Source organism: Micromonospora sp. WMMD812, assembly GCF_027497215.1.
Lineage (GTDB): Bacteria > Actinomycetota > Actinomycetes > Mycobacteriales > Micromonosporaceae > Micromonospora.
The window spans coordinates 3587961-3613125 of the sequence record NZ_CP114904.1 but is presented as its reverse complement, the minus strand read 5'-3'; the positions used below and the strand labels follow the sequence as shown (position 1 = coordinate 3613125).

Sequence of the window (25165 nt, the reverse complement as noted above, 5' to 3'; positions counted from 1 at the left end):
CGCGTCGGCAAAGTGGCAGCGTAATGGCCATGGCGGATTCCGGAGTCAACCCCACGGCGGCGGCCCTGCTAGGGCTGCTCCACGAGGGCCCGATGACAGGCGGTCAACTGATGGCCGCCGCTGAGCGCCGGCTGGCGCCGTACTGGTCGATGACCCGTAGCCAGGTGTACCGGGAGTTGCCGGTCCTGGCCGAGCGGGGTCTGGTCCGGATGGGCAAGCCCGGGCCGCGGTTGAGCCAGCCCTATTCGATCACCGCGTCCGGAAAACGGACATTCTCGAAGTGGTTGGCCGAAAACCCCGGTCGGGACACCATCCGGAATCCGATCGCCCTGCGGATGGCCTTCGGCGACCTGCACTCGCCCAGCCAGCTGAAGAGCCTGTACGCGTCGGCCAACGAGTACCACACGGAGGCCCTGGCGGCGGTCCGCGAGCAGGTCAAGAACGCCAAGAAGGAGGGCGAGACCTACGACGCGAGCGCCCTGGAGTTCGCCGTCGCCTATCACCGGGCGGCGCTGTCCTGGCTGAAGGCCTCCCCCGTCGGGTGACCTCCGGCGGTTCCGCCGTGAGAAAGCGCCACTCCGGCCGCGGCGCCAGGGGGTTTTTGGCCTCGGCCCGCGGGGCTCGCAAGCTCACTCGGCGCCCGAGCAGTACGCTTGTCTGTCGTGACCGCTGCCGATTATGCCGAACAGCTCAAGGAACTCGACGCCACCCTGCGCAACATCGAGGCCGTGCTCAACCTTGACCGGCTGCGCGAGGAGAAGGCCCGCCTGGAGGAGGAGGCCTCCGCGCCCGACCTTTGGGACGACCAGGCCAAGGCGCAGCAGGTGACCTCGCAGCTGTCGTACGTCAACGGCGAGATCGGCAAGCTGTCCAGCCTCCGCTCCCGGCTCGACGACGCCCAGGTCCTGCTCGAGCTGGCCGAGGCGGAGTCCGACCCGGGCGTGCTCAACGAGGTGGAGAGCGAGATCACCGGGCTGACCAAGGCCATCCAGGAGATGGAGGTCCGCACCCTGCTCTCCGGCGAGTACGACTCCCGGGAGGCGCTGGTCGCCATCCGGGCCGGCGCCGGCGGGGTGGACGCGGCGGACTTCGCCGAGATGCTGCTCCGCATGTACCTGCGCTGGGCCGAGCGGCACGGCTACCCGACCGAGGTCTACGAGACCTCGTACGCGGAGGAGGCCGGCCTGAAGTCCGCCACCTTCACGGTCAAGGTCCCGTACGCCTACGGCACGCTCAGTGTCGAGTCGGGCACCCACCGGCTGGTCCGGATCAGCCCCTTCGACAACCAGGGGCGCCGGCAGACCAGCTTCGCCGGCGTCGAGGTGCTGCCCGTGGTGGAGCAGACCGACCACATCGACATCCCCGAGAATGAGATGCGGATCGACGTCTACCGCTCCTCGGGTCCGGGTGGGCAGAGCGTCAACACCACCGACTCGGCGGTGCGGATCACCCACATCCCGACCGGCATCGTGGTCACCTGCCAGAACGAGAAGTCCCAGCTGCAGAACAAGGCGTCCGCGCTGCGGGTGCTCCAGGCCCGGCTGCTGGAGCGCAAGCGTCAGGAGGAGCAGGCCAAGCTCCAGGGTCTGAAGACCGACGCGGCCGGCTCGTGGGGCGACCAGATGCGCTCGTACGTCCTGCACCCTTATCAGATGGTGAAGGATCTCCGAACCGAGCAGGAGACCGGCAATCCGAGCTCGGTCTTCGACGGCGAACTGGACAGCTTCATCGAAGCCGGGATCCGGTGGCGTAAGCAGCGGGAGCTTGCCGGCGACAGTGCGTGACGGCCTGCGGGCGGAGCGCGTCATCGATCTCCGCACAACCCACTAAATCGATGACGCGCCTCGCATCATCGGGGCGTGGCACTTGGCTCTCCGGTTACACCGCGTAGACTCACCACCCGTGATTCAGCTTGAGCAAGTGACGAAGACGTACCCGAAGGCGTCCCGGCCTTCGCTCGACAACGTGTCCGTCTCCATTGAGAAGGGCGAGTTCGTCTTCTTCATCGGGCCATCCGGCTCCGGCAAGTCCACGATCATCAAAATGCTGCTGCACGAGGTCAGCCCCAACAAGGGCCGGGTCGTCGTCAACGGCAAGGACGTGACGTCGATGCGGTCCTGGAAGCGACCCCACTTCCGGCGCTCGATCGGCTGCGTGTTCCAGGACTTCCGGCTGCTGCCCAACCGCACCGCGTACGAGAACGTGGCGTTCGCCCTCGAGGTGATCGGCAAGACGAAGGCGGTCGCCCGCCGGGTCGTGCCCGAGGTGCTGGAGCTGGTCGGGCTCGGTGGCAAGGAGCACCGCTACCCGCACGAGCTCTCCGGTGGTGAGCAGCAGCGGGTGGCCGTCGCCCGGGCCTTCGTGAACCGTCCGCTGATCCTGCTCGCCGACGAGCCGACCGGAAACCTGGACCCGGACACGTCGATCGAGATCATGCGCCTGCTGGACCGGATCAACCGCACCGGCACGACCGTCGTGATGGTCACGCACGACTCCAACATCGTGAACCAGATGCGCCGCCGCGTCATCGAGATCGAGAGCGGCCGCATCGTGCGCGACCAGGCCCGCGGCGTCTACGGGTGACCTGACCCCCTCACCCCGCAGCCTGACGACGAACACCTCATGCCGGAGACCCGGAGGAATTCCCGATGCGCGTGAAATACGTCCTGTCCGAGGTACTGGTCGGACTGTGGCGCAACGTGACCATGACCATCGCGATGATCATCACGATGGCGGTCTCGCTGACCATGCTCGGCGCCAGCGGTCTCATGTACCGCCAGGTTGACGACATGAAGGACCTCTACTACAAGAACATCGAGGTCTCGATCTTCCTCAGCCAGGAGGTGACCGAGCAGCAGCGCACCGACCTGGACAGCAAGCTGAAGACAGACCCCCTGGTCAAGGAGGTCCTGTACGTCAACAAGGACGAGGCGTACAAGCGCTTCAAGGAGATGTACCAGGACGCGCCCGACCTGGTGAACGCGGTCAAGCCCGACCAGCTGCCCGAGTCGTTCCGGCTGAAGCTGGTCAACCCGGAGCAGTACAAGAACATCTACGACCAGTACAAGGACACCGAGGGCGTCGACGAGATCGTCGACCAGAGCCGGCTGCTGGACAAGATCTTCAACATCCTCACCGCGATCCAGAACATCGCGCTGGCCGCCGCGGTCGTGATGGCCATCGCCGCACTGCTGCTGGTCGCGAACACGATCCAGGTGGCCGCGTACAGCAAGCGACGTGAGGTCGCCGTCATGAAGCTGGTCGGCGCGTCGAACTGGTTCATCCAGGCGCCGTTCGTGCTGGAGGCGGTGGTCGCCGGTCTGATCGGCGCCCTGCTCGGCCTGGTGGCCCTGATCCTGGCGAAGTATCTGCTCTTCGACGGCTCGCTCGAGGCGCTCCAGGGTCTGCTCTCCCCGATCAGCTGGGGCGACATCCTGTTCATCTTCCCGTTCATGGCGCTGATCGGCGGCCTGGTCAGCGCGATCACCGCGTGGGTCACGCTCCGCTTCTACCTGCGGGTCTAGTCGCCGTACGGGTCGTCCCAGACGTCGTCCGAGGGCCCTTCCGCGCCAGGAATAAACGGCGCGGGAGGGCCCTTGTCATTCGGGTAGCATGATCTCCGCCGTCCGGCCGGATCACCCCGGCCCACCAGGAAGGGAGGTGGCGCCGATGCCACGGGAAAAGGGACGAAAGGTCGTCGCCTCCAACCGCAAGGCGCGCCACGACTACGCCATCCTCGACACGTACGAGGCGGGCATGGCGCTGACCGGCACCGAGGTCAAGTCGCTGCGTGCGGGGCGCGCCTCGCTGGTGGACGCCTTCGCGCAGGAGCGCAACGGCGAGCTCTACCTGCACGGCATGCACATCCCCGAGTACACCCAGGGCACCTGGACGAACCACGAGCCCCGGCGTACCCGGAAGCTGCTGCTCAACCGCCTGGAGATCGACCGGTTGATCGGGAAGACCCGGGAGGGCGGCCACACGCTGGTGCCGCTGCAGGTCTACTTCGCCGACGGCTGGGCCAAGGTGGAGATCGCCCTGGCCAAGGGCAAGAAGTCCTACGACAAGCGGCAGGACCTCGCCAAGCGGGACGCGGACCGGGAGATCGCCCGGGTCAGTGGCCGGCGTGGCAAGGGGATGAACGACTGAATTGTCCGCCCTGTCCGGGTCGGCGCGCCCGACCCGGGCCTCGGGATGAAACCCGTTGCGGCAGGCGTTAGGCTTGTCAGTGCCGCCGCATCCGGCGGCCTGTCGAGGGGGTGACTGGTTTCGACTTCGTACGTTGCGGCAGGGGAAGCGAGCCGAGGAAGCCGACGTCGTCTCGAGAATCGGTCGTCGGAAACCAATAAGCGCCAAGAACAATCGCGCTGACTTCGCTCTCGCCGCCTGAGGCGAGTAGTGAGTCTGTCGGCCTGGGAGCGCCTTCGACCCAGTTAGCCGGCATCAGCTAGAAGGCTGGCCAATCGGACCCGGTCGCGGGGTCCGTGCGGCGAGATCAATCAGCGACTGGGCCCGTCACACCGACTCGCTCGCGTGATCGGAGGGGCCGAGTAGAGGCATAGCGAGCTGCGCTCGGAGAAGCCCTGACAAACCGGCGAAGGACCCGGGTTCGATTCCCGGCACCTCCACCACCTGACCTGTGCGCCCCGGTCCACCGGACCGGGGCGCACCGGCGTTTCCGGGGACGGCGCCCGCCGCCTGTTGTTAAGGGCGCCCGGTCCAGCGCCGCCGGAAGGCGCACTCCAGGGGCGGTTGTGGCCACTGCGACTGCTGGTGCCCATGGGACATATGAGGCGATCGGGGAGCCTGGACAGCCGGCAGCGGCGGGTTCACCATCGGCGTACGCGGTCAGACGCAGCGCGGGAGGTGCCCATGGCCACCCAGCCGATCCAGCAACCGTCCGCCGTCAGCGGGGTACTCCAGCCGCCCGCCGCCCGTCCCGGCCCGGCCTCCCTCCTCCGCGACCTGCACGCCCTCACCCGGCTGCTCGCCGCCGCGCCGGGAGAGCCGCGCTGGCGGGAGGGGGTGGAGATCGGACTCGCCCCGGTCCGGCAGGGCTTCGCCGAGCACGTCGCGGCGACCGAGGGGCCCGCCGGCCTCTACGCCGAGCTGCTCGCGCAGGCGCCGCGGCTGGACCGCGGGGTGCGCCTGCTGACCCGGGAGCACGAGGCGATCGCCGCGGCGCTCGCCGCCCTGCAGCACGCGGCCGAGCGGCCCGGCGCGCCGGCCCATGAGCTCCGCATGCTCGCCGCCCACCTGCTGCGGGCCCTGTCCCGGCACCGGCAGCGCGGCGCCGACCTGCTCTGGCTGGCGTACGAGACCGACCTCGGCGGCGAGACCTGACGCCGCCGGACCGGGCTGTCACCCGCCCGGGTCGGCGTGCGGTCCGCCCGGGATCCGGCCGTCCCCGGGCCGGCGCCCCGGCTCGGGGGAACCGGCCAGCCGGGTCGGGCGTCGAACCGGGCATGCGTCGCTCACTCGTCCTGCTCAGCCTGCCCCTGCTGGTGCTGGCCGTCGGCTGCGCGCCCGCCGGCTCCGGTTCCGACGCGCCGGCCACCAGCCCGGACCACCGCTGGGAGGGGTTCCACCAGCGAGCCACCGAGGTCGCCGAGGCCTGGCGCCCCGGTCCGACGTGGACGCAGGGGTACGTGCCGCTGCAGGGTCCCACCGTGCTGACCGGCGACCCGGGGTTCACCGTGGACACCGAGACGGCATTCCAGGCCGGCTGGTACCGGGAGCAGGTTCCGCTGCCCGGCACGCCTCCGGCCGAAGGCACGATCCGCTTCCCGGACGGGACGCTGACCGTCCCACTGGTGAGCGCCGCCGAGGCGTACCGGCAGCTGGACCAGGGGGATCCGCCGCCGTGCGAGGAGCGGCCGCAGGCGCCGTCGCCGCGGACCAAGGGCGGGCCGACCATCGAGCCGGGCCCGGACGGCTGGGTGACCGGCCCGCCGCAGTCCGCCTGCACGCCGCTCACGGTCACCGCCGTGCGGCTCGGCACGGCACCGGTGCGCACCAGCCGGGGCGAGGCGCAGGTGCCCGCGTGGCTGTTCACGGTGGAGGAGCTGTCCGGCCCGGTGGCCCGCCTGGCGGTCGCGCCGGACGCGATCGCCGCCGCGCCGGAGCCGAGCGCGCCGGCCCGTCCCGCGCCGGACGGGGTGGTCGGCGCGCAGGACCTCCAGGCGGTCGACGGCGTCCGGGTCACGTACCGCCTCGGGGTGGGCGCCTGCGACACCGGGATCACCCCGCTGGTGCAGGAGCGCGGCGACGCGGTGGTGGTCGGCGGCGGTGTGATCCGGTCCAGCGGCGTCTGCACCGACCAGTTGAAGCTCGCGCCGGTCACCGTCACGCTGAAGGCACCGCTGGGCGCCCGCCCGGTGCTGGACGTGCTCACCGGCACACCGCTGCCACTCGGTCCGCGCTGAGGACGGGCGGGTCGGAAGGCCGGCCCCAGCGCGGCCGCCGGAGAGGTCAGAGGATCCGGGGCGGGTCAGTGCTGATCGGCACCGGCAGCACGGTGGGACCGTCGGCCCGCAGTCCGGCGGCGAGCGCCTCGCCGAGCTGATCCGGCGTCTCCAGCACGGTCGTGGCGCAGCCGTACCCCCGCGCCACGGCCGTGATGTCCAGGCCCGGCAGGTCCAGGCCGGGCACCCCCGGCGTGTGCTTGAGCTCGGCGAACGCCTTCAGGATCGCGTACTGCTGGTTGACCGGCACCACGACCACCAGCGGCAGCCGCAGCCGGGCGGCGGTCCAGAGCGCCTGCACCGAGTAGTGGAACGAGCCGTCGCCGATCACCGCGACCACCGGCCGGCCGCGGCCGGTGTCCCGCTCGGCCAGCGCCACCCCGACGGCCGCCGGCAGGCCGTAACCGAGGCCGCCGCTGGCCATGGTGAAGTACGACGCCGGCCGGGTGATCCGCAGATGCCGGCGCAGCGCGGGCAGGTTGGACGGGCTCTCCTGCACCAGCACCGCGTCCGGTGGCAGGTGCCGGGCCAGCGCGGCGAAGAGCGCGTCGGCGCTGAGCGGTGTGGTCACCTCGGGCGGCGCGGGTGCGGGTCGGGGGGTCGGTGGTGGCCGCTGCGCCGGCGGCAGCAGGTCGACCAGCGCGGCCAGGGCGAGCCCGGGGTCCGCGAGCAGGCTGTCCCCGACGGGCGCCCGGGCGGCCTCGTCGGGGTCGTCGGTGACGTGCAGCAGCCGGGTGCCGTCGGGCAGGTACGCGCCCGGCACGTACGGGTAGTAGCGGAATACGGGCGCGCCCACCACCAGCACCGTGTCGTGGCCGCGCAGCTTCTCGGCGAGCGGGCCGATGGCGAACGGCAGCACGCCCCGGAAGTGCGGGTGGTCCTCGGGGAAAGCGGCCCGCTCCGGCGCGGGGGCCGACCAGACCGGCGCGGCCAGCCGGTCGGCGAGGGCGGCGGCGAGCGGCCAGGCCTCGGCCCGGTCCACCGCCGCGCCGAACACCAGCGCCGGGTTGCCGCTGCCGGCCAGCACGTCGGCGAAGCGCCGCAGCTGTTCGGGGTCGGGCGCGAAGCGGGTGGCCACGGATCGCGGCGGTGGCGGCGGGTCGGCGGGCTGCGCCCAGTCGTCCAGCGGCAGCGAGAGGAAGACCGGCCCGGCCGGCGGCTGCACCGCGGTCGCGTAGGCCCGCAGCAGCGCGCCGGGGATGTCCTGGGCACGCACCGGTTCGTAGGCCCATTTCACGTACGGCTGGGCGAACTCGGCCGCGCGGCGGCTGGTGAGCCGCGGTTCGAGCAGCAGCATCTCCCGTGCCTGTTGGCCGGCGGTGATGATCAACGGAGTCTTGTTGTGCCAGGCCGTCACCAGGTTGCCCATGCCGTTGCCGGTGCCCGGGGCGGTGTGCAGGTTGACGTGCGCGGGGCGGCCGGTGGCCTGCGCGTAGCCGTCGGCGATACCGACGGCGGACGCCTCGTGCAACGCGAGCACGTAGTGGAAGTCGGCCGGGAAGTCCTGGAGGAACGGCTCCTCGGTGGAGCCCGGGTTGCCGAAGACGGTGGTCATGCCGAGGCTGCGGAGCAGGTCGTACGTGGTCTCCCGGACCGTTGCCATCGCCACCTGCCTCCGCGTCGCGGGCGTGCTCCGCTCGCCGGAGACGGCGCGCCCCGACCCTGCCGAATCTATCGGGACGAGCCGGGCAGTTCGGGCCTTTCCCCGTCGCCGACGAGCCGTGATCACCCGGCCGGGTCGGAGGTGGTCGCGGGGCCGGCCGTCAGGGCAGCGCGAAGGGCAGCCGGATGCCCTCTAGCGCCCGGCCGCACGGGCAGGTCCGCTCGGCGGGGAGCGCGGCCAGCGCGTCCAGCAGCACGCCACGCAGCCGGTCGGTGTTCTCGCCGAAGACCCGGAACACCTCCTCCTGGGTCACCGACTCGCCGGCGGTGAGCCCGGCGTCCAAGTCGGTGACGAGGGCGATCGCCGAGTAGCAGAGCGCCAGCTCCCGGGCAAGCACCGCCTCCGGGTGACCGGTCATGTTGACCACCGTGCCGCCGATCGAGGCATACCAGCGGGACTCGGCACGGGTGGAGAACCGCGGTCCCTCGACGACCACGACCGTCCCACCGTCGACCGCCGCGACGTCCCGGCCGGCCGCGGCGGCCAGCAGCGTACGACGCCCGTCCGGGCAGTACGGGTCGGCGAACGGGACGTGCACCGCACCGCGGTCGTAGTACGTCTGCGCCCGCCCGCTGGTGCGGTCGATCAGCTGGTCGGGCACGACGAAGGTCCCCGGCCCGAGGTCGGGGCGCAGCCCGCCGACCGCGCACGGGGCGAGCACCTGGCGCACCCCGAGCGAACGCAGCGCCCAGAGGTTCGCCCGGTACGGGATCAGGTGCGGCGGGTGGCGGTGATCCCGGCCGTGCCGGGGCAGGAACGCCACCCGCCGGCCGCCCACCTCGGCGATCGTCACCGCATCCGACGGCGGCCCGTACGGGGTCGCCACCTCGTGCTCCGTGGCGCCGTCGAGCAGCGCGTAGAGACCCGAACCGCCGATGACCGCCACGTCGGCCGTAGGACCCACCGGTGCTCCCCCTCCACTGCCCGATCACCCGCCGCTCAGACCTTAGCCAGCACCCCGGTCGCAGGCTATGGTGCCAGGCATGGCGTTGACAGCGCGGAGGCCGGCCGGCCCGCGGGACAACGGGTCCCGAGTCCGGGTGCGCGGGTGACAGGTGCGTGACATGCAGGGAGAGGGCCAGGCGATCGGCGGGCGGGCGATGGAGGCGATGACCGGGCGGCTGCTGGTCGCGACTCCCTCGCTGAAGGACCCCAACTTCGACCGTACGGTAGTGCTGCTCGTGGCCCACGAGCCGGGCGGTGCGCTCGGCGTGGTGCTCAACCGCGCCACCGAGGTGCCGGTGGCCGACGTGCTCGGCGACTGGAGCGACCTGGCCCGCGACCCGGCCGTGCTCTTCGAGGGCGGCCCGGTCCAGCCCGACTCGGCCATCTGCCTGGCCCGGATGCGTCACCCGGTGAAGCGGGTGAAGGGGTTTCACCAGGTCTCCGGCGCCGTCGGCACGCTCGATCTGTCGGTCGACCCCGAGCGGTTGCGGGAGAGCATCGGCTCCATCCGGGTCTTCGCGGGCTACTCCGGTTGGGGCTCCGGCCAGGTGGAGCAGGAGATCGAGGAGGGCTCCTGGTTCGTGCTCGACGCGCTGCCCGGTGACGCCTTCGTCGACCGGCCCGACGACCTGTGGCCGATGGTGCTCCGCCGGCAGGGCGGGATGATGGCGGCGGTGGCCCACTTCCCGCCGGACGTGGCGCTCAACTGAGCCCCGGAGGCGCCGGCACGGGACCCCCGCGATGTGACCGCGCCGGCCGGGATGTGTATAGTTTCGCAAGTGCCCGGGCGACCGGGACAGCAGCATGGGGCCGTGGCGCAGCTGGTAGCGCACCACACTGGCAGTGTGGGGGTCAGGGGTTCGAGTCCCCTCGGCTCCACCCTCGCGATAAGGGCGTTCGTCGGACACGACGGACGCCCTTCGTCATTTCGGACGTCGGATGTAGCCAACCGAGTAGCCAAGCTAGTGCCCCTCGGCCTACAGCACGTTCTTCATGGCGTCGGCGGCCTGGACGAGCTGAGTGGGCATGACGTGGCTGAGATGTTCATGGTGATGCCGATCTGAGAGTGGCGCAGGAGTTCCATGAGCACTCGGGCCGGCACGCCTTGCGCCAGCAGGAGCGTGGCAGCGGTGTGCCGCAGGTCATGAAGCCGGACCTTCGGCACGAGGCGGGCCGATACGTCGGGAGCTACTACTTCCTCGCATCGAACATTGGCCGCTATCAGGAGCGCCTTGAAAGACCGGGTGTCGTTCCGGTGGGGTCTACCCAAGTCTCACCGAGGGCGTCTCGCTCCTGGCGCTGCCGCTGCTGGTGCTCCCCGAGAGCGACGACCAACGGAGCTGGCAGCGGTAGGACCCGCATGGATTTGGCCGACTTCAACGGGCCGAATGACAACTTCTCGACTGGTATACGGGCGCGGGTGAGCTGCCGGCGTACCCGAAGCGTCGCGGCGTCGAGGTCGATGTCCTCCCACCACAGGCCGAGTACCTCGCTCTGGCGCAGTCCGAGCGAAAGACCGATGATCCGCCGGGCCTTCATCCGGTCACCGTGTGCGGCCGCGACGAGCTGCCGCGCCTCTTCCACGGTGAGAGGGCTTACCTCCTTGTGACGCAGGGGGCGCCGAGGGTCGTGGCGGTTCGGGTTTGCGGCCCTTGAACCTGGCGACGTCCATGGCGGTGGTGCGGGCGACTTCGGTGAGGAGTTGGTCACCGTTGTGGACGCGGAAGGTGGTGTCGGCGGCTTCGACGGTGAGGGTGGATCCAGCGTGGGCGACGCCGACGTGGATGCGTTGACCGGCGATGACTAGGGCTCCGCGGGTGCTGACGCGGCGTTCGACCCGCAGCGGCTGGGACGCGGGCTGCGGTGGTGGTCCGGCCGGGACGCCGTCGTCGGCGAGGAGCTGGTGCAGGTGGCCGGGGGTGAGCCGGGACGGGACGGTCTTGGGTCGGACGCCGTCGCTGACTGATGGCCAAGGCTCGGGGATATTGCTGGTTCTTCACGGTGTGGGTGAGTAATCATCTGGCACCTGCGGTCGGCTGCCACATGATTCGTTCGTAGCAGACGAGGGCGGCGAGGACAGCGGTGATCACGCCGAAGGCGCCGAGGGCGGGCAGGCTCCGGGCGACGGGAAGCAGTGCGAGCATGATGCCGGCCGCGACGATTGGGGCGCGTGGGGTGTGTCCGACGGTGAAACGGAGGAACAGGCCCCGGCCGATGAGGTAGACGACCGGGCCGCCGAACAGGGCCGCTGTGGAGGTCCAATCCAGGGGCGCCCCGGCAGGATGCTGCAACGGGTGGTGGGCCAGGTGCTCGACGACGAGTTCGATGCCCAGGGCCAGGTAGATGATCCCGGCGATGAGCGGGAAGTGGGCCAGGCTGTAGGCGTTGATGGCAGGCCGGACGCGGTCCTGTTCGGGGAGGCGCGCCAGGGCCTGTCCGGCCGGTGCGGCGGCGTTCTCGAAGTACAGCCACCACAGGGCCGTGGCAATGGCCACGGCGAGCAGTGCGGCGATCAGGACAGGCCAGTGGGTGACCGCCGATCCGGCGCCAGCGCCCACCGCGATCAGCGACTCGCCCAGGGCGATAATCAGTAACAGGCCATGCCGGTCGCACAAGTGGCTAGCGCTGCGCAACTGAAATCGGTCTCTGCTGAACACCGAGGCGCACGCGGTACCGAGGCAGTCGATGAGGAACGCTACGGCCCACAACAGCGTTTGTGTGGCGCCGCCGAGCACCGCCCCGAGCAGCAGCGGAATCCAGCCCCCCGCGATCGGGATGGCATAGCGGAAGCCGGGCGCCGGGATTCGCGGCTTAACGACGGCGACGTGCCAATTGAGTAGGTAAAACGCGGTCCGGATCACGATGTACGCCACCGCCACCGTCAGCGCTTCGGAAACCGTCCACCTGCCGTTCCCCCACGCGTACGGGATGACCAAGCCGGCCACGAACATTGCGGCCATCACCACGACCAGCCCGGCGCGGACCAGGCCCACGTCGGCGCGGACCTGGTTGGCCAGCCAGGCGAAGGTAGTGAAGGGCCACCACAGCAGCATCAGGAACACCAGGCCCTGCACCAGGACGAGCGGCGTCGGCGACCCTGCCATGAACGTGGCCACGCGGATGAAGGCGAACGCGAACACCAGGTCGAAGAAGACCTCAAACGGGGTGGTGCGTTGGGCCTCGCCGATCGGCACCGGTCGCCGAATCCCCAAGATTTGCCCCATAGGCGCATCTTCCTACCGATCCGGCCAATACGGACCCGGACGTCTAATATGGTGCCAGTCCACCAACGGTCCACAGCCGAGACGTTCCCAACGGTTCGGGCGATCTCCGTCGTCGACGCACCGCCTGGACTTCCAGCACCACGCGATTCCGCTGCTCCGTCGCGGCAAACTCCACCAGCACACGGCGCACTGTCACGCAGGTTCTGCAATCAGACAGGTGTCGGGTCTCAGAACGTCCGTGACAGAACAGCCTCGGGACGTGGTGACACTTTCCGGCTAGCCCGGTGGTGCGGGCGGCTCGGGTGGGTGTCCTCGGGCGCGGGCTGCGTCGGATACGGCGATCCCGGCCAGGACGAGAGCAGCGGTGGCGGCGACCAGGAGCGGCGGCAGGACGATCGTTGCCGGGGAGGTGGCGGGGAGTACGAGGATCCCGGCCACGCAGCCTCGGGACACTCGGCCGAACACCGAGTACTCGAAGATGGCCCGTCCGGCGAGGAACAGTGCGGGTCCGCCGAGGATGACGGCGGCCCACGCCGGTGGTGTGTTCCCGAGCGGGTGCTCGATGACGAGCTCGTCGCTGACGGAGATCGCGACGATGCCGCCGACCATGACCGGGTGGGCGAATCTCGCCGGCAAGGCAACGCGGAGCGGATCACGGGCCGTGGCGACGGCCTCGCCCAAAACCTCCCCAGCACGGTGGATGTAGATCCGCCACAGCAGCACCGTGGTCGCGAACGCCACCACGGCCGCCGCGCTGCGGTCCGCCTCGAAGCCGTTGCTGCTGAGCCCCAGCCCTGCCACCAGGATCAGCTCGCCGAGCGCGATGATGACGAACTGCCGATGCCGCTCGGCCAGGAACTCACCCGAGATCGAAAACTCCGCCGCACTGACGCGGCCCAGCCTCGGCGTGGGCCAGCCGAGTATGGCCACCGTGTATTCCACCACCACCGCCAGCGCCCATAGCGCCCCACGCGGCCAACCCTGCACGGCAGCGCCCGCGAGCCATGGCACCGCCGACACGCCGAACCAGAACAGCGCCCGCGTCTCGGGACGCTGCCGTTTGTCGCCCCGCGTAACGATCACGAGAAACAGGCTGCGACCGACCTGGACGGCGACGTACGCGCCGGCGAAGACCAGGCCATGCGCGCCGAACGCCTCAGGCACCGCGGCTGCCAGCACGAAGCTGCCGAACATGCACCCGATGGCCAGCACCTGCATCGCCGGCCGTCGCGGGTCGAACCTGTCGCCTGCCGCCGCCGACTGGTCCCACACCCACCACACGGCGAGCAGCAACACCAGCGTTTGGAAGGCGCCGCTCCAGTCCAGCTGTTCCCGCAGCCCGTGCGAGAGCCGGAAGAGCGCGAAGACAAACACCAGGTCGAAGAACAGGTCCAGGAACGTCGCCCGCTTCTCCTCCGGTCCCCGCACCAGCCGGGCTGCGCCACCCGTCATCGGTTCGCCCCGTTTCTGCCGCTTCTGTCAGCCTTGAAGCAGTCGTACCACCCGGCACCGCTGGTTGATGTGGATGTGCTGCTGCGGCCCGGGATCGAACGGCCCCGCTCGTGGCGGGCGACGGTAGAGGCCGATCAGGTCCCGCCAGCCGTCGCCGCCGGTTCTGACCAGCTCGTCGACCTTGGCCCAGGCGTCGGGGCTGCTAGAGGTGGCAAACTGTCACGCAGGTCCTGACCCGTAAATCAACGGACGTGTGGGCAGGCGGCAGCGTCGGGGCAGCGCCCCGACAGCGTGCCGTGTGGAGTGCTGTCGTTGCGTGACAGCGGTGAGGTTACGCGGCTTGGACTTCGATGATCGCTTGGCCATCCCGGATGGTGATCTTCTGGCCGGTGACGGCTTGCAGTGCGGCGGCCAGGCTGCGGGCCCGGCGGTTCCTGTCGATGCGCGTGGTGAAGTAGTCGGCGCCGAGGTCGTGGAACTGGGCGGTGGGGTCGGACAGCAGATGGTAGGCGATGGTCAGCACGCAGTTGCCGGTGGCGACAATCGCTTTCTGCGGCCCGCGGCGTCGGGCGATGCGTCGGTGCCGGGCGCCGAGGAAGCCGGCACCGCTGCGGGCGACGGTCGCGGCGATGTTGCCCAGGGTGGCGGCCAGCCAGGGGTTGCCCTTGGCACGGCCCTTGTTCTTCTTCTTGCCGGCCGACTCGTGGGTCTGTGGGCAGAACTTGGCCCAGGACACCAGGTGGGCGGCGGACGGGAACCGGGCCATGTCTACGCCCACTTCGGCGATGATCTCCTGCGCGGCGATGGGGCCGGCTCCGGTGATCTGCGCCAACTGCTGTGCTTGATGTGCGAACGGGGTGATCGCCTGCTCGACCATCGTGTCCAGGGCGGCGATCTGGGCGGTGAGCCGGTCGATGTTGGAAAGCATCATCGCCAGGATGGCACCGTGATGATCGGTGAAGAACCCGCGCAACGCCTCCTGCAGCTGTGCGATCTTCGGCCGTAGGCGGCCCTTGGCCAACTGCGCGAGCACCCTCGGGTCGCGCTGCCCGGCGACCAACGCGTCCAGGATCAGCCGCCCGGTCACCCCGAACAGCTCACTGACCACCGAGGACAGCTTGATCTGGGCGTCCTCAAGCAGCTTCTCCGCCCGTTGCATCTCCCGGGTGCGATCGCGGATCAGAGAACGCCGGTACCGGGTCAGGTTGCGTAACTCCCGGATCGGTCGGGGCTGCACCAGCGACGGTCGGCACATACCCCGCTCGGCAACCTTGGCCAGCCACACCACATCGAGCTTGTCGGTCTTGGCTCGGCCCGGGACGTTCTTGACGTCCCGGGCGTTGACCAGCCAGCACTCGAAGCCCTCCGCCTCCAGCAGGTAGTAGGCACCTTTCCAGTAGTCGCTGGTGCTTTCCATGACCACCCGGGTCACACCCCAGATGCGGAACCAGTCCGCCATCTGCAGCAACGCCACCGTGGTGGTCGGGTAGGTCCGCACCTCCTGCATCCGCCGGCCCGGCCTGGACTCGTGCGGCACCCGCACACACGCCTCCAACACCGCCTTGCCAAGATCAAGCGCGGCTACCCGCTCGACGTGTAGCTCCTGCTCATCGACTTCTTCCATGACAACCTCTGAGGAGGAAAGGGGGATCGGGGACGGTCACCCGCGGGAGCCATCGGGGAAACAGGAAGAGTCGGACCCTCGTGCTCGTAGCTACAATGCGCAGCCCCTCGTGGCGGCTCCCAGCGTCAAACTGATACACGGCCTCACCTGCGCCAAGGACGACCGACGTCGGCGGGCGACCAACCCGATTTTCCCGCACGCGCGGCGTCCCCATGGACCAGAAAACTGATACCGATCTGTCATCCATGTCCCGAGACCGGACAACCGGCTGCCGGCGAAGTGGTTCATAGTCCACGCCAAGCGGCGGTGGCGTGCCAGATCCGTGCCAGGTCGACAAGTTACACGAGGGGAGTGGCGGGGACTGGCGGAGTAAGAGGAGGGCTGACCGCAGGCCGGCGCAGCACGAGGTCAGAGAGATCCGAGAGACCCCCTCTGGCAGTGTGGGGGTCAGGGGGTTCGAGTCCCCTCGACTCCACCCATCACGATCAGGGCGTTCGTCGGACACGGCGGACGCCCTTCGTCAGGTCCGGCACCAGAAGTAGCCAAGCAAGTAGCCACAGCTATTGCCCCCGATCCCACCGCACCTCCTTCATGGCCTCGGCCTGGACGAGTTGCGTGGGCATGACGTGGCTGTAGGTGTTCATGGTGACGCCGATCCCCGAGTGGCCCAGGGTTTCCATGAGCACTCGGGCCGGCGCGCCCTGGGCAGTACAGCTAGCAGGAGCGTGGCAGCGGTGCCGCAACGCGTGGTCCGAGCGCGCCGCGGTTAGAAGATCGGCTATTCCACTTCCGGTCGTCGGAGACGCGTGGACGGACGTATCCGGCGCCAGAGCAGGAACGCGGCGGCGAGGACGACGACGCCGAGGACGACGGTCACGAGTGTCGGCCGGGGGCCGCGCTGCGGTCGACCGGCGCTCCTTACCGTCAGGTCGGGCAGCAAACCGGTGGCGAGGTGCAGGTCGAACACCTGGCAGGTCTGGGTGCCCAGTTCGCAGTTGTGGCCCGTGTCGAAGCGGGACAGGGTCCGGCGGGTGCCGGTGTCGAGTTGTATCTCTGCCAATGACGTGTGACCCGCGGTGTTGATGGTCGCGACGACCACACTGGCCGCCGAGCGCCAGCCGAGCAGTTGCACGACATCGCGGACCGGCGTCGGTGGGGTGCTGGTGCCCTCGACGGGCATGAAATCGACGTCGCCGACCTTCCAGAGGAAGGTCCCGTGACGGCCGGTTTCGCCGCCGGAGGTGCCGTTGAATGGCCCGTCGTAGATCCATGGCACGGTGGCGAGGAACCTGCCGTCCGGCGACCAGCCGACGTCGGCGGCCAACTCGCGTCCGGCCTTGATTTCGAGGCTGCCGTACTCGCGGCCGTCGAGGTCCATGAGGTGGGCCTGCTGACCGACCTGCGCGGCGAGGCGCCGACTGTCCGGCGCGAACGCCGCCGTCCAGGCGGGTTTGATCGCTGGCACCTCGGTGCTGTGTCCGGTCGACAGGTCGAGCAGCCGCAGCGTGCCGGTTCGGGCCACCTCGGCCTCGACCAGGTTGACGGTGCCGAACTCGCCGGAGTTGGTGAGGGGCGCGGCGCTGTACGCGATGTGGCGGCCGTCGGGGGACCAGGCCAGCAGCCGCACGCCGACCGGGTCGCCGAGCGGGATCGACCGGCGCTCGCCGGTGCTCAGATCGACGAGGATCAGATCATCGGTCGCGCCACGTTCGTCGCCGAGCAGCACACGGGTGCCGTCCGGGGCGAGCAGCGCCGACGGCCGGTCCCGCTCCTCCATGGCGTCGACGCGCCGGTATGTGTCCGCGTCGGCTCCGACGACCAGTGACTGGAACATGTTGAACGTCTCGCCATTGCCGTAGCCGTAGAGGGCGATCGCACGGCCAGGCGGAGCTTTCGCGACGGTGCTGGTGAGCATCGAGTACCCGGCGAAGCTCTCCGGCAGGCTCGGCTTCGTCGACGGGGCTGCTGGACGGACGGGGAGCGGGACATCGGGCACGACCAGGGCGGCCAGGATGAGCACGACGACCGCCCACACCGCGGCCGCGCCGATCCGCTGGCGCCGAACCGAGCGACGGCCCCGGGTCAGCACGGTGTCCAGGTAGCCGGGCGGTGCCGGCGGCGGTTCGTCGGGCAGGGTGGCGAACAGTTCTCTCATGGCGCGTCCAACCCTCCTGGCACGTAGTTGGGCAGCAGGCGGCGCAGCGCCGCTATGGCGAACGAGGTCTGGCTCTTGACGGTCCCGGTCGAGCAGCCCAGCGCCTCTGCGGTAGGTGCGATGTCGAGGTCCTCCCAACACTGTCCGCACAGTCTGTACGTCAGCCGTCGCAGCCACGGCATGCGTGCCTGCACGTACTCGACGTACTCTCGTTCACTCCGCAATCTGGCCTCCCACCAACACTATGAGTGGCCCGAGACCCGATGCGGTTGTGGTGGGTCGTGATCGAAATCGCGCGGTGGTCGTATCGAGGCTGATCCAGCCAAGCCGGTCCGAGCCTCGCCACACTCATCCGTCCCGGCTGCCGGCAGGCGGCGCTGGCGCGACCTCGCCCGCTCCTGGCAGTGCGGGGGGTCAGGGGTTCGAGTCCCCTCGGCTCCACCCATGCGAAAGGCCCTGATGGGAACGCCAATCAGGGCGTTTTGTCGTATTCTCCCCGGACCGGGGCCCGGCCCGCTCTTAGGCTGGACATATCGCTCTTAGCGTGTGACCAGGGACAGAGAGGGCCGATGGACTCGTACCCCGCCGTGGAGGCGCACGGTCTGATCGGCGACCTCCAGACGGCCGCGCTGGTGAGCGACGACGGGACGGTGGACTGGTTCTGCGCCCCTCGCTTCGACTCGCCGAGCATCTTCGCCGGACTGCTGGACAAGCAACGGGGTGGCCACTTCCAGATTTCGCCGGACGGCGTCGACTACACGAGCAAGCAGTTGTACCTGCCGGGCACGCCGATCCTGATCACGCGGTTCCTGACCACGGACGGCGTGGCCGAGGTGGTGGACTTCATGCCGGTGGCCGGTGACCGGGCCACCGACCGGCATCGCCTGGTCCGCATGGTGCTGGTGGTGCGCGGCACCATGCGGTTCCGGGTCGACTGTCAACCGCGGTTCAACTACGGACGGGACCGGCACGAGGTCGACGTGCGTCCGGACGGGGTTGTCTTCCGCAGTCCGACGCTAACCGTGAACCTGAGTCACGTCCGTTCTGGCGGGCGGCTGTTCGAGGACGCGGAAGTGGTGCGGATCGAGCAGGGAATTCACCTGGTCGTGACGCTGCACGAGGGCCACGTGGGCGGCGTGATTCTGGAGACCGCCCCGGCCGGAGCGCCGCGCGTCGTGACGCCCGACGAGGTGCGGGAGTTGGCCGACCTGACTCAGAGCTTCTGGCGGCGGTGGCTGGCCGGCTCCCGCTACCGGGGTCGGTGGCGGGAGATGGTGGAGCGGTCGGCGATGACGCTCAAGCTCATGACGTACGCGCCCACCGGCGCGCTGGTCGCCGCGCCGACGGCCGGGCTGCCCGAGCAGGTCGGCGGGGAGCGCAATTGGGACTACCGCTACGCCTGGGTCCGCGATGCTTCCATCTCGGTGTTCGCACTGCTCAACCTGGGCTTCACCGACGAGGCCGAGCGGTACCTGACCTGGGTCGAGGACCGGGTCCGGGACAGCGCGGGCGACGGGGCGCCGCTTCAGATCATGTACCGGGTCGACGGTTCACGTGATCTCGGCGAGGAGGTGCTCGACCACCTGGAGGGCTACCGAGGATCGGCGCCGGTGCGGATCGGCAACAACGCGGCCGACCAGTTGCAGCTCGACATCTATGGCGAGGTGCTGAACTGCATCTACCTCGCCGCCGGCCGGGGGCTGCAGAGCTCCCACCACGGGTGGCGGAGCGTCGTGCGGATGGTCGACTGGCTCAGCGAGAACTGGGACCAACCCGAGGACGGTGTGTGGGAGACCCGTGGTGGCCGTCAGGAATTCACCTCCGGACGGTTCATGTCCTGGGTGGCGCTGGACCGGGCCGTCCGCCTGGCCGCGGGGACCGGCTGGCCGGCGAGCACGGCCGGGTGGGCGCGCGCCCGCGACGCGATCTACGAGCAGGTCATGTCCCGCGGCTTTCACCGCGGACGCGGCGCGTTCGTGCAGCACTACCGGACCGACGTCCTGGACGCGTCGATGCTCGGCATGCCGTCGGTCGGTTTCATCTCGCCCAGAGACCCGATGTGGCAGTCGACGCTGCGGGCCATGGACGACGAGCTCGTCTCCGACAGCCTTGTCTACCGCTACAACCCGGCCGCGTCGCCCGACGGCCTTGCCGGGAGCGAGGGCACCTTCAGCATGTGCAGCTTCTGGTACGTCCGCTCGCTCGCCGAGTCCGGCCGCCTCGACGATGCCCGCCTGACGTTCGAGAAGATGCTCACCTACAGCAGCAACCTCGGCCTCTACTCGGAGGAGATCGCGGCGAGTGGTGAGCAGATCGGCAACTATCCCCAGGCGTTCAGCCACCTGTCCCTGATCACCGCCGCCATGTACCTCGATGAGCAGATGGACGGCGTGCCGTAGGTGCAGGTCGGAGGAGGCCGAGCTAATCGCCGGAGACGTCGGCGGCGAACCTCTCGTGCCCCAACACGCGCAGCAGCTGCAGCTTCTCGTAGCTCTCCGTACGCGGAGCGGCGGTGAGCACGAGCAGTGCCTGGGACTGGTCCTCGGTGAAGAGCGCCTGGCAGTCGAGTTCGATCGCGCCGAGTTCGGGATGGACGAGCGTCTTGTGGTCGCCGAAGCGCTTGCCGACCTCGTGCCGTTCCCACAGGTCGGCGAACTCCGGGCTGGCCTTCCGCAGCGCCCGCACCAGCTCGCCGGCCCGCGACTGCGCGCCCATCGACCCGTAGGCGGCACGCAGGTTGGCGACCTGGGTGCGGCTCTGCCGGTCGCGGTCCTCCGCCGGATAGCGCAGCCGCTCGGCGGGGTCGGTGAACCAGCGGTAGATCTCGCTGCGGGCCAGCCCGGTGTAGCCGGACCGGTCGCCCAGCAGGGCCGCGGCCATCCGGTTCTGGACGAGCACCTCGCCGAGGTTGGAGAGGATGAGCGCCGGGGTGTCCTCCAGGCGGTCCAGCACGCGCAGCAGGGCCGGCGCGACGTGCGTCGCGGCCGGTACCGAGGACGGGGCGTTGCGCCCGGCCATCTGGAACAGGTAGTCGCGCTCGCCCCCCGTCAGCCGCAGGGCCCGGGCCAGCGACGCGAGCATCTGCTCGCTCGGCTGCGGGCCGCGCTGCTGCTCCAGCCGCGTGTAGTAGTCGGTCGACATCGCCGCGAGCGAGGCGACCTCCTCGCGCTTGAGCCCGCGGGCCCGGCGACGCGGCCCTTCGGGCAGGCCGACGTCCCCGGGCTGCAACGCCTCGCGGCGGCGGCGCAGGAAGTCGGCCAGGGCTGCACGGTCCATGAATCCAGTATCCGCCGGCGCCCGGCGCGAACCAGGGACCGCGGATCCCCCGATGAGTGCTCTCTGCCCCCGCCCCGGGCGGTCGCCCAGTCTCGAAGCATGAACATCACCGGAAACACCATCTTCATCCCCGGCTCCACGAGCGGTATCGGTCTGGCCCTCGCGCTCCGCCTGCGGGCCCGGGGCAACACAGTGATCATCGGTGGCCGCCGCGCCGACCTGCTCCGGCGGATCTCCGAGGAGAACCCCGGCCTCGACACCGTCCAGATCGACACCACGGACGCCGCGAGCATCGAGTCGGCGGCCAAGGAGGTGCTGGCACGGCACCCCGACCTCAACGTCCTGGTCACGATGTCCGGCATCATGCGGATCGAGGACTGGCGCCGGCCCGAGGACTTCCTGGCGTCCGCCGAGTCGGTGGTGACGACCAACGTGCTCGGTCCGATCCGTCTCATCGCCGCGTTCGTCGAGCACCTGCAGACGCAGCCGGACGCCACCATCGTCACCGTCTCCTCGGGCCTCGCGTTCACCCCGCTCAAGGTCACGCCGAGCTACAACGCGTCGAAGGCCGCCATCCACATGCTCAGCGAGTCGCTTCGGCTCCAGTTGGCCGACACGAGCGTGAAGGTCGTCGAGCTGGTGCCGCCGTCGGTCCGTACGGCCCTGCTGCCCGGCCAGGAGACCAGCGAGTTCGCGATGCCGCTCGACGAGTTCGTGACCGAGGTGGTCGGCCTGCTGGAGGCGCAGCCGGACGCGAGGGAGATCCAGGTCGAGCGCGTGAAGTTCCTGCGCTACGGCGAGGCACGCGGTGACTACGACCAGGTCGTGGCGACGGTCAACGCCGCCGACCCGCACGGGAAGTAGTCCCGGCCGGGCTGCCGCCGGCGCGGTGTCCACGCCGCGTCGGCGGCCCGACGGCGGCGACCGGCACCGCGCCGACCGGGCGGCGTCGGGCGCGGTCGCGATCCGCCCGACGCCAGGAAGGCGGACGTCGGGTGCCGGGCTACCGGGCGTGCGCGAGGGCCCAGGTGAGGACCTCGTCGGCGATCTGCTGCCAGCCCGGCTGCGCGGGCAGCAGGTGGGCGTAGCCGGGGTACTCCTTGACCTCGGTGAGGGCGCTCGACTTGTAGTGCTTGGCGTTGGAGCGCTGGACGCTGGGTGGCATGAGGTGGTCCTCGCCGCCGGAGACGAAGAGCAGCGGGGCCCGGTCGTCGTTGCCGTAGTCGACCCAGGTGTCCTGGCGGCCGGGCTGGAGGTTGGCGAGCACGCTGGCCCAGACGAGCGATCCGGACGCCGGGACGTGGTAGCGCTCGTAGAGCGCGCGCGACTCCGGCTCGCTGAACGTGTTGGTGAAGACGTAGTGCCACTGCTCGGGCGTGAAGCCGACCGCCTTGTGCCGGTTGGCCGGGTTGCGGAGCACCGGAAACAACGACTTCAGCTGGGACGGCGGCGCCGTCAGGACGCCTTCGGTGGGCGCCGAGTTGAGCGTCACGCCGGCCGCGCCGAAGCCGTGGTCGAGCAGGATCTGGGTGAACGTGCCACCGGCCGAGTGCCCGATGAGGATGGGTGGCGTGGGCAACTCGCGGACGATCGACTCCAGGTGGGCGACGATCTCCGGCGCGGTGACCCTCTCGATCGGGGTCGGGTCGGCGTTGAGCGCCTCGACCTCGACCTCGAACCCGGGGTACGCGGGCGTCAGCACCCGGTAGCCCTGCCGCTCGTAGTGCGCCTTCCAGTGCTCCCAGCTGCGCGGTGTCACCCAGAATCCGTGGATCAGGACGATCGTGTCCGGTTTCATCGGTCCTCCAGCCGGAAGGTCGCGCAGGTCAGAGCCACTCCTTGTGAGTGTCGGTGATTCCGCGCGCTCGCCTCGGCTGGATGGCCAATCCCGTGCCCGGAATCGGGCACGACGCACGATCGGCGCCGTCGCGGTGCGACGGCGCCGATCGGTGGTTCATTCAGCCCTGGCGGCTCTTCCACTGCGGGTTGGAGCGGTTCACCACGACCACCCGACCGCGGCGGCGGACCACCACGGAACCCGGCTTCTGCTTCAGCGACCGCAGGGAGCTACGTACCTTCATGTCTCATTCTCCTCCGGCTCGGGTCCTGCCTCGTGCCGTACGCAGGAGAAAACGCCGGTGCGGGCGCGGTGATTCCCCGCTGGTGATCGACTCGGGGCGGTCAGCCGAGCTGCCGCTCGATCTCGGCCAACTCCTCGGCGGTGAAGTCGAGGTTGTCCAGCGCGGCGATGTTCGTCTCCAGCTGCGGGACGCTGCTCGCCCCGATGATCAGGCTGGTCATGCGTGGGTCGCGCAGCGCCCAGGCCAGCGCGAGCTGCGCGAGCGACTGGCCGCGCCGCTCGGCGATCGCCCCGAGCCCGCGGATGGTCGCCATGCGCTCCTCGCTGAGGTCGCTCTCGTTGAGGAAGACGCTGGTGCGAACCCGCGAGTCGGCCGGGATGCCGGCCAGGTAGCGGTCGGTCAGCAGGCCCTGCGCCAGCGGGCTGTACGCGATGCACCCCGCGCCGACCTCTGCCAGGGTGTCCAGCAGGCCGTCGGCCTCGGTCCAGCGGTTGAGCATCGAGTACGACGGCTGGTTGATCAGCAGCGGCGTGCCGAGGTCGCGCAGGATCGCGGCGGCCCGGGCGGTCTGCTCGGCGTCGTAGTTGGAGATGCCGACGTAGAGCGCCTTACCGGAGCGGACGATGGCGTCCAGCGCCCCCATCGTCTCCTCCAGCGGGGTCTCCGGGTCGAACCGGTGCGAGTAGAAGATGTCGACGTAGTCGAGACCCATCCGGCGCAGCGACTGGTCCAGCGAGGAGATCAGGTACTTGCGGGAGCCCCACTCGCCGTACGGGCCGGGCCACATGAGGTAGCCGGCCTTGCTGGAGACAACCAGCTCGTCCCGGTAGGGCTTCAGGTCGGTGGCGAGCAGCCGGCCGAAGTTCTCCTCGGCGGCTCCGGGCGGCGGGCCGTAGTTGTTGGCCAGGTCGAAGTGGGTGACCCCGAGGTCGAACGCGCGGCGGACGATGTCCCGCTGCCGCTCGAGCGGACGGTCCGGGCCGAAGTTGTGCCACAGGCCGAGGGAGATGGCGGGCAGCCGCAGGCCGCTGCGTCCGCTGCGCCGGTAGGTCATGGTGTCGTAGCGGTCGTCCGCGGCGAGGTAGGTCACGATCATGAGACTAGTCGCCACCCGCGGGACATGATCGGTGCGCCCGGGCGGTGGTGCCGGCGAGGGTGGAGGCGGAAGGTAACCGCTGCGCATCGATAGTCGACGACGGCCGGCGTCCCCGTCCGGCGCTGCCTACCGTGACGTTCATGCTGGCCGTCTCCGTCGCCGTCGCGACCGCACTCAACGCGGTGCGGCGATGAGCGCCGGCGCCCAGGGCGCGGGCGCGTCGGTGGCCTGCCACCGCCTGATGCACATCTACCCGACGGCGGCCAGCGACGTCATCGCGTTGTCGGGCGTCGACCTGCGCATCGAATCCGGCGAGATGCTCGCGCTGGTCGGCCCGTCGGGCTCGGGCAAGTCCACCCTGGTGTCGATCCTCGGCGGCCTGATGCGCCCCAGCGCCGGGCGCCTGTTCGTCGGTGACCACGAGCTGTCCCGGCTGTCGACCGGGCAACTCGCCGCCCTGCGAGGAACGCTGATCGGCACGGTGCTGCAGGGCGCCGAACGGAACCTGCTCCCGTACGCGTCGCTGTCCCGCAACATCTGGCTGGCGCAGCGGTCCGCCGTGCGGGTGTCCGACCGCCGGTTGGATCCTCCCGAGAGGATCCTGGAGCTGGTGGGTCTGGGTGGGGCGGGCCAGCGGCGTAGTGGCGAGCTCAGCCCGGCGCAACGACAGCGGGCCGCCCTGGCGCAGGGCCTCGCCGCCGGCCCTCGGCTGCTCCTGGTCGATGAGCCGACCAGCCAGCTCGACCATGCCGGGCGCGACGAGGTGCTGGATGCGTTGGAGACGATCAACGCCGCCCATGGCACCACCGTCGTCGTGGTGACCCACGACACCGAGGTGGGGGCCCGGCTCGGGCGGGCCGTCACGATCCGCGACGGTCGAGTGGGCGCCGAAGGGCGCGGCGGCCAGGATTTCGCCGTCGTGGCGGGTGACGGCACCATCCAACTGCCGCCCGAGACGCTGGCGACGTTCCCGTCCGGCACCCTCTTCACGGTCGACCACACCGAGGAGACGGTCACCCTGCGGGTACGGGGAAGGCCGACGACCGACTCCGACGGGCCGTCCGGGGCGGGCGCACCCGGGCCGGCGGCGGACGACCTGGCCTGAGCACCGACGCGGCAACACCGACCCCGCGCCAACCAGAGGTCCGCCCGCCGGTCATCGCCGCTCGCGTCGCGCCGCCCGCT

Annotated in this window: 24 protein-coding genes, 2 tRNA genes and 1 other RNA gene; 14 read left to right on the top strand and 13 right to left on the bottom strand. The window is 70.2% G+C overall.

Translation table 11 applies throughout. The features are described 5' to 3' along the window. The first annotated feature begins 29 nt into the window (after positions 1–29). The 8 genes from O7603_RS16525 (at position 30) to O7603_RS16490 (ending at position 6425) form a co-directional block, all read left to right on the top strand. The gene (locus tag O7603_RS16525) at positions 30–545 is read left to right on the top strand and encodes a helix-turn-helix transcriptional regulator (protein WP_281570698.1); all 516 of its coding nucleotides are present in this window, start codon (positions 30–32) and stop codon (positions 543–545) included. A 117-nt stretch (positions 546–662) separates the two neighbouring features. After that, a complete protein-coding gene (prfB, locus tag O7603_RS16520; protein WP_281570697.1) occupies positions 663–1784 on the top strand; it encodes a peptide chain release factor 2 in 1122 nt (373 codons plus the stop codon). A gap of 118 nt (positions 1785–1902) precedes the next feature. Beyond that, the gene (gene ftsE / locus O7603_RS16515; protein WP_091083937.1) at positions 1903–2583 is read left to right on the top strand and encodes a cell division ATP-binding protein FtsE; all 681 of its coding nucleotides are present in this window, start codon (positions 1903–1905) and stop codon (positions 2581–2583) included. A 65-nt stretch (positions 2584–2648) separates the two neighbouring features. Continuing rightward, the gene (gene ftsX / locus O7603_RS16510; RefSeq protein WP_281570696.1) at positions 2649–3524 is read left to right on the top strand and encodes a permease-like cell division protein FtsX; all 876 of its coding nucleotides are present in this window, start codon (positions 2649–2651) and stop codon (positions 3522–3524) included. A 145-nt stretch (positions 3525–3669) separates the two neighbouring features. Further along, positions 3670–4149: an SsrA-binding protein SmpB gene (gene smpB, locus O7603_RS16505; RefSeq protein ID WP_281570695.1), complete on the top strand. Its 480-nt coding sequence runs from the start codon at positions 3670–3672 to the stop codon at positions 4147–4149. A gap of 106 nt (positions 4150–4255) precedes the next feature. Then, positions 4256–4631, top strand: a transfer-messenger RNA (tmRNA) gene (ssrA, locus tag O7603_RS16500). A gap of 241 nt (positions 4632–4872) precedes the next feature. Next, positions 4873–5343: a hypothetical protein gene (locus tag O7603_RS16495; RefSeq protein WP_281570694.1), complete on the top strand. Its 471-nt coding sequence runs from the start codon at positions 4873–4875 to the stop codon at positions 5341–5343. A gap of 122 nt (positions 5344–5465) precedes the next feature. Further along, positions 5466–6425: a hypothetical protein gene (locus O7603_RS16490; protein WP_281570693.1), complete on the top strand. Its 960-nt coding sequence runs from the start codon at positions 5466–5468 to the stop codon at positions 6423–6425. Between the two features lie 46 nt (positions 6426–6471). On the opposite strand, the gene mdlC is transcribed toward O7603_RS16490, so the two are convergent. Then, entirely contained in the window at positions 6472–8067 is a 1596-nt protein-coding gene (gene mdlC, locus O7603_RS16485) for a benzoylformate decarboxylase (RefSeq protein WP_281570692.1), read from the bottom strand. 160 nt (positions 8068–8227) lie between these two features. Continuing rightward, positions 8228–9031, bottom strand: coding sequence for an S-methyl-5'-thioadenosine phosphorylase (locus O7603_RS16480; RefSeq protein ID WP_281570691.1), 804 nt, complete (start codon positions 9029–9031; stop codon positions 8228–8230). Positions 9032–9191: 160 nt separating this feature from the next. Between O7603_RS16480 and O7603_RS16475 the strand changes: the two genes are divergently transcribed. Continuing rightward, positions 9192–9782, top strand: a complete 591-nt coding sequence (locus tag O7603_RS16475; protein ID WP_281570690.1) for a YqgE/AlgH family protein — start codon at positions 9192–9194, stop codon at positions 9780–9782. Positions 9783–9878: 96 nt separating this feature from the next. Beyond that, positions 9879–9951, top strand: a tRNA-Ala gene (locus O7603_RS16470). A 112-nt stretch (positions 9952–10063) separates the two neighbouring features. Here O7603_RS16470 and O7603_RS33050 read toward each other — a convergent pair. The 7 genes from O7603_RS33050 to O7603_RS16435 form a co-directional block, all read right to left on the bottom strand. After that, positions 10064–10237, bottom strand: a complete 174-nt coding sequence (locus O7603_RS33050; RefSeq protein ID WP_348651020.1) for a tyrosine-type recombinase/integrase — start codon at positions 10235–10237, stop codon at positions 10064–10066. A gap of 56 nt (positions 10238–10293) precedes the next feature. Beyond that, positions 10294–10656 (bottom strand): hypothetical protein, encoded by a 363-nt coding sequence (locus O7603_RS16460; RefSeq protein ID WP_281576919.1) that lies wholly within the window; start codon positions 10654–10656, stop codon positions 10294–10296. A 431-nt stretch (positions 10657–11087) separates the two neighbouring features. Further along, positions 11088–12266, bottom strand: coding sequence for a low temperature requirement protein A (locus O7603_RS16455; RefSeq protein WP_281570688.1), 1179 nt, complete (start codon positions 12264–12266; stop codon positions 11088–11090). Positions 12267–12572: 306 nt separating this feature from the next. Continuing rightward, the gene (locus O7603_RS16450) at positions 12573–13748 is read right to left on the bottom strand and encodes a low temperature requirement protein A (protein WP_281570687.1); all 1176 of its coding nucleotides are present in this window, start codon (positions 13746–13748) and stop codon (positions 12573–12575) included. Positions 13749–14079: 331 nt separating this feature from the next. Beyond that, positions 14080–15372: an IS110 family transposase gene (locus O7603_RS16445; RefSeq protein ID WP_281570686.1), complete on the bottom strand. Its 1293-nt coding sequence runs from the start codon at positions 15370–15372 to the stop codon at positions 14080–14082. A 778-nt stretch (positions 15373–16150) separates the two neighbouring features. Further along, positions 16151–17527 (bottom strand): hypothetical protein, encoded by a 1377-nt coding sequence (locus O7603_RS16440; protein ID WP_281570685.1) that lies wholly within the window; start codon positions 17525–17527, stop codon positions 16151–16153. Next, positions 17524–17751 (bottom strand): hypothetical protein, encoded by a 228-nt coding sequence (locus O7603_RS16435; RefSeq protein ID WP_281570684.1) that lies wholly within the window; start codon positions 17749–17751, stop codon positions 17524–17526. Before O7603_RS16435 ends, O7603_RS16440 begins: the two co-directional genes overlap by 4 nt. A gap of 146 nt (positions 17752–17897) precedes the next feature. Here O7603_RS16435 and O7603_RS16430 point away from each other — a divergent pair. Together O7603_RS16430 and O7603_RS16425 are read left to right on the top strand one after the other, a co-directional pair. Beyond that, positions 17898–17968 (top strand) — tRNA-OTHER (locus O7603_RS16430). A gap of 128 nt (positions 17969–18096) precedes the next feature. Further along, complete coding sequence (locus O7603_RS16425) at positions 18097–19926, top strand: glycoside hydrolase family 15 protein (RefSeq protein ID WP_281570683.1); 1830 nt, start codon at positions 18097–18099, stop codon at positions 19924–19926. A 22-nt stretch (positions 19927–19948) separates the two neighbouring features. On the opposite strand, the gene O7603_RS16420 is transcribed toward O7603_RS16425, so the two are convergent. After that, a complete protein-coding gene (locus O7603_RS16420; protein ID WP_281570682.1) occupies positions 19949–20803 on the bottom strand; it encodes a helix-turn-helix transcriptional regulator in 855 nt (284 codons plus the stop codon). A 99-nt stretch (positions 20804–20902) separates the two neighbouring features. Between O7603_RS16420 and O7603_RS16415 the strand changes: the two genes are divergently transcribed. Continuing rightward, positions 20903–21667 (top strand): SDR family NAD(P)-dependent oxidoreductase, encoded by a 765-nt coding sequence (locus tag O7603_RS16415; protein ID WP_281570681.1) that lies wholly within the window; start codon positions 20903–20905, stop codon positions 21665–21667. 139 nt (positions 21668–21806) lie between these two features. On the opposite strand, the gene O7603_RS16410 is transcribed toward O7603_RS16415, so the two are convergent. The 3 genes from O7603_RS16410 to mgrA all read right to left on the bottom strand — a co-directional run bounded on the left by O7603_RS16410 (position 21807) and on the right by mgrA (position 23980). Further along, on the bottom strand, positions 21807–22601 hold the full coding sequence (locus O7603_RS16410) for an alpha/beta fold hydrolase (protein ID WP_281570680.1): 795 nt from the start codon (positions 22599–22601) through the stop codon (positions 21807–21809). Between the two features lie 160 nt (positions 22602–22761). After that, positions 22762–22884 (bottom strand): 50S ribosomal protein L36, encoded by a 123-nt coding sequence (locus O7603_RS16405; RefSeq protein ID WP_281570679.1) that lies wholly within the window; start codon positions 22882–22884, stop codon positions 22762–22764. Positions 22885–22984: 100 nt separating this feature from the next. Further along, entirely contained in the window at positions 22985–23980 is a 996-nt protein-coding gene (gene mgrA, locus O7603_RS16400; RefSeq protein ID WP_281576714.1) for an L-glyceraldehyde 3-phosphate reductase, read from the bottom strand. 190 nt (positions 23981–24170) lie between these two features. Between mgrA and O7603_RS16395 the strand changes: the two genes are divergently transcribed. Beyond that, entirely contained in the window at positions 24171–25085 is a 915-nt protein-coding gene (locus O7603_RS16395) for an ATP-binding cassette domain-containing protein (RefSeq protein ID WP_281570678.1), read from the top strand. Positions 25086–25165 lie beyond the last annotated feature (80 nt).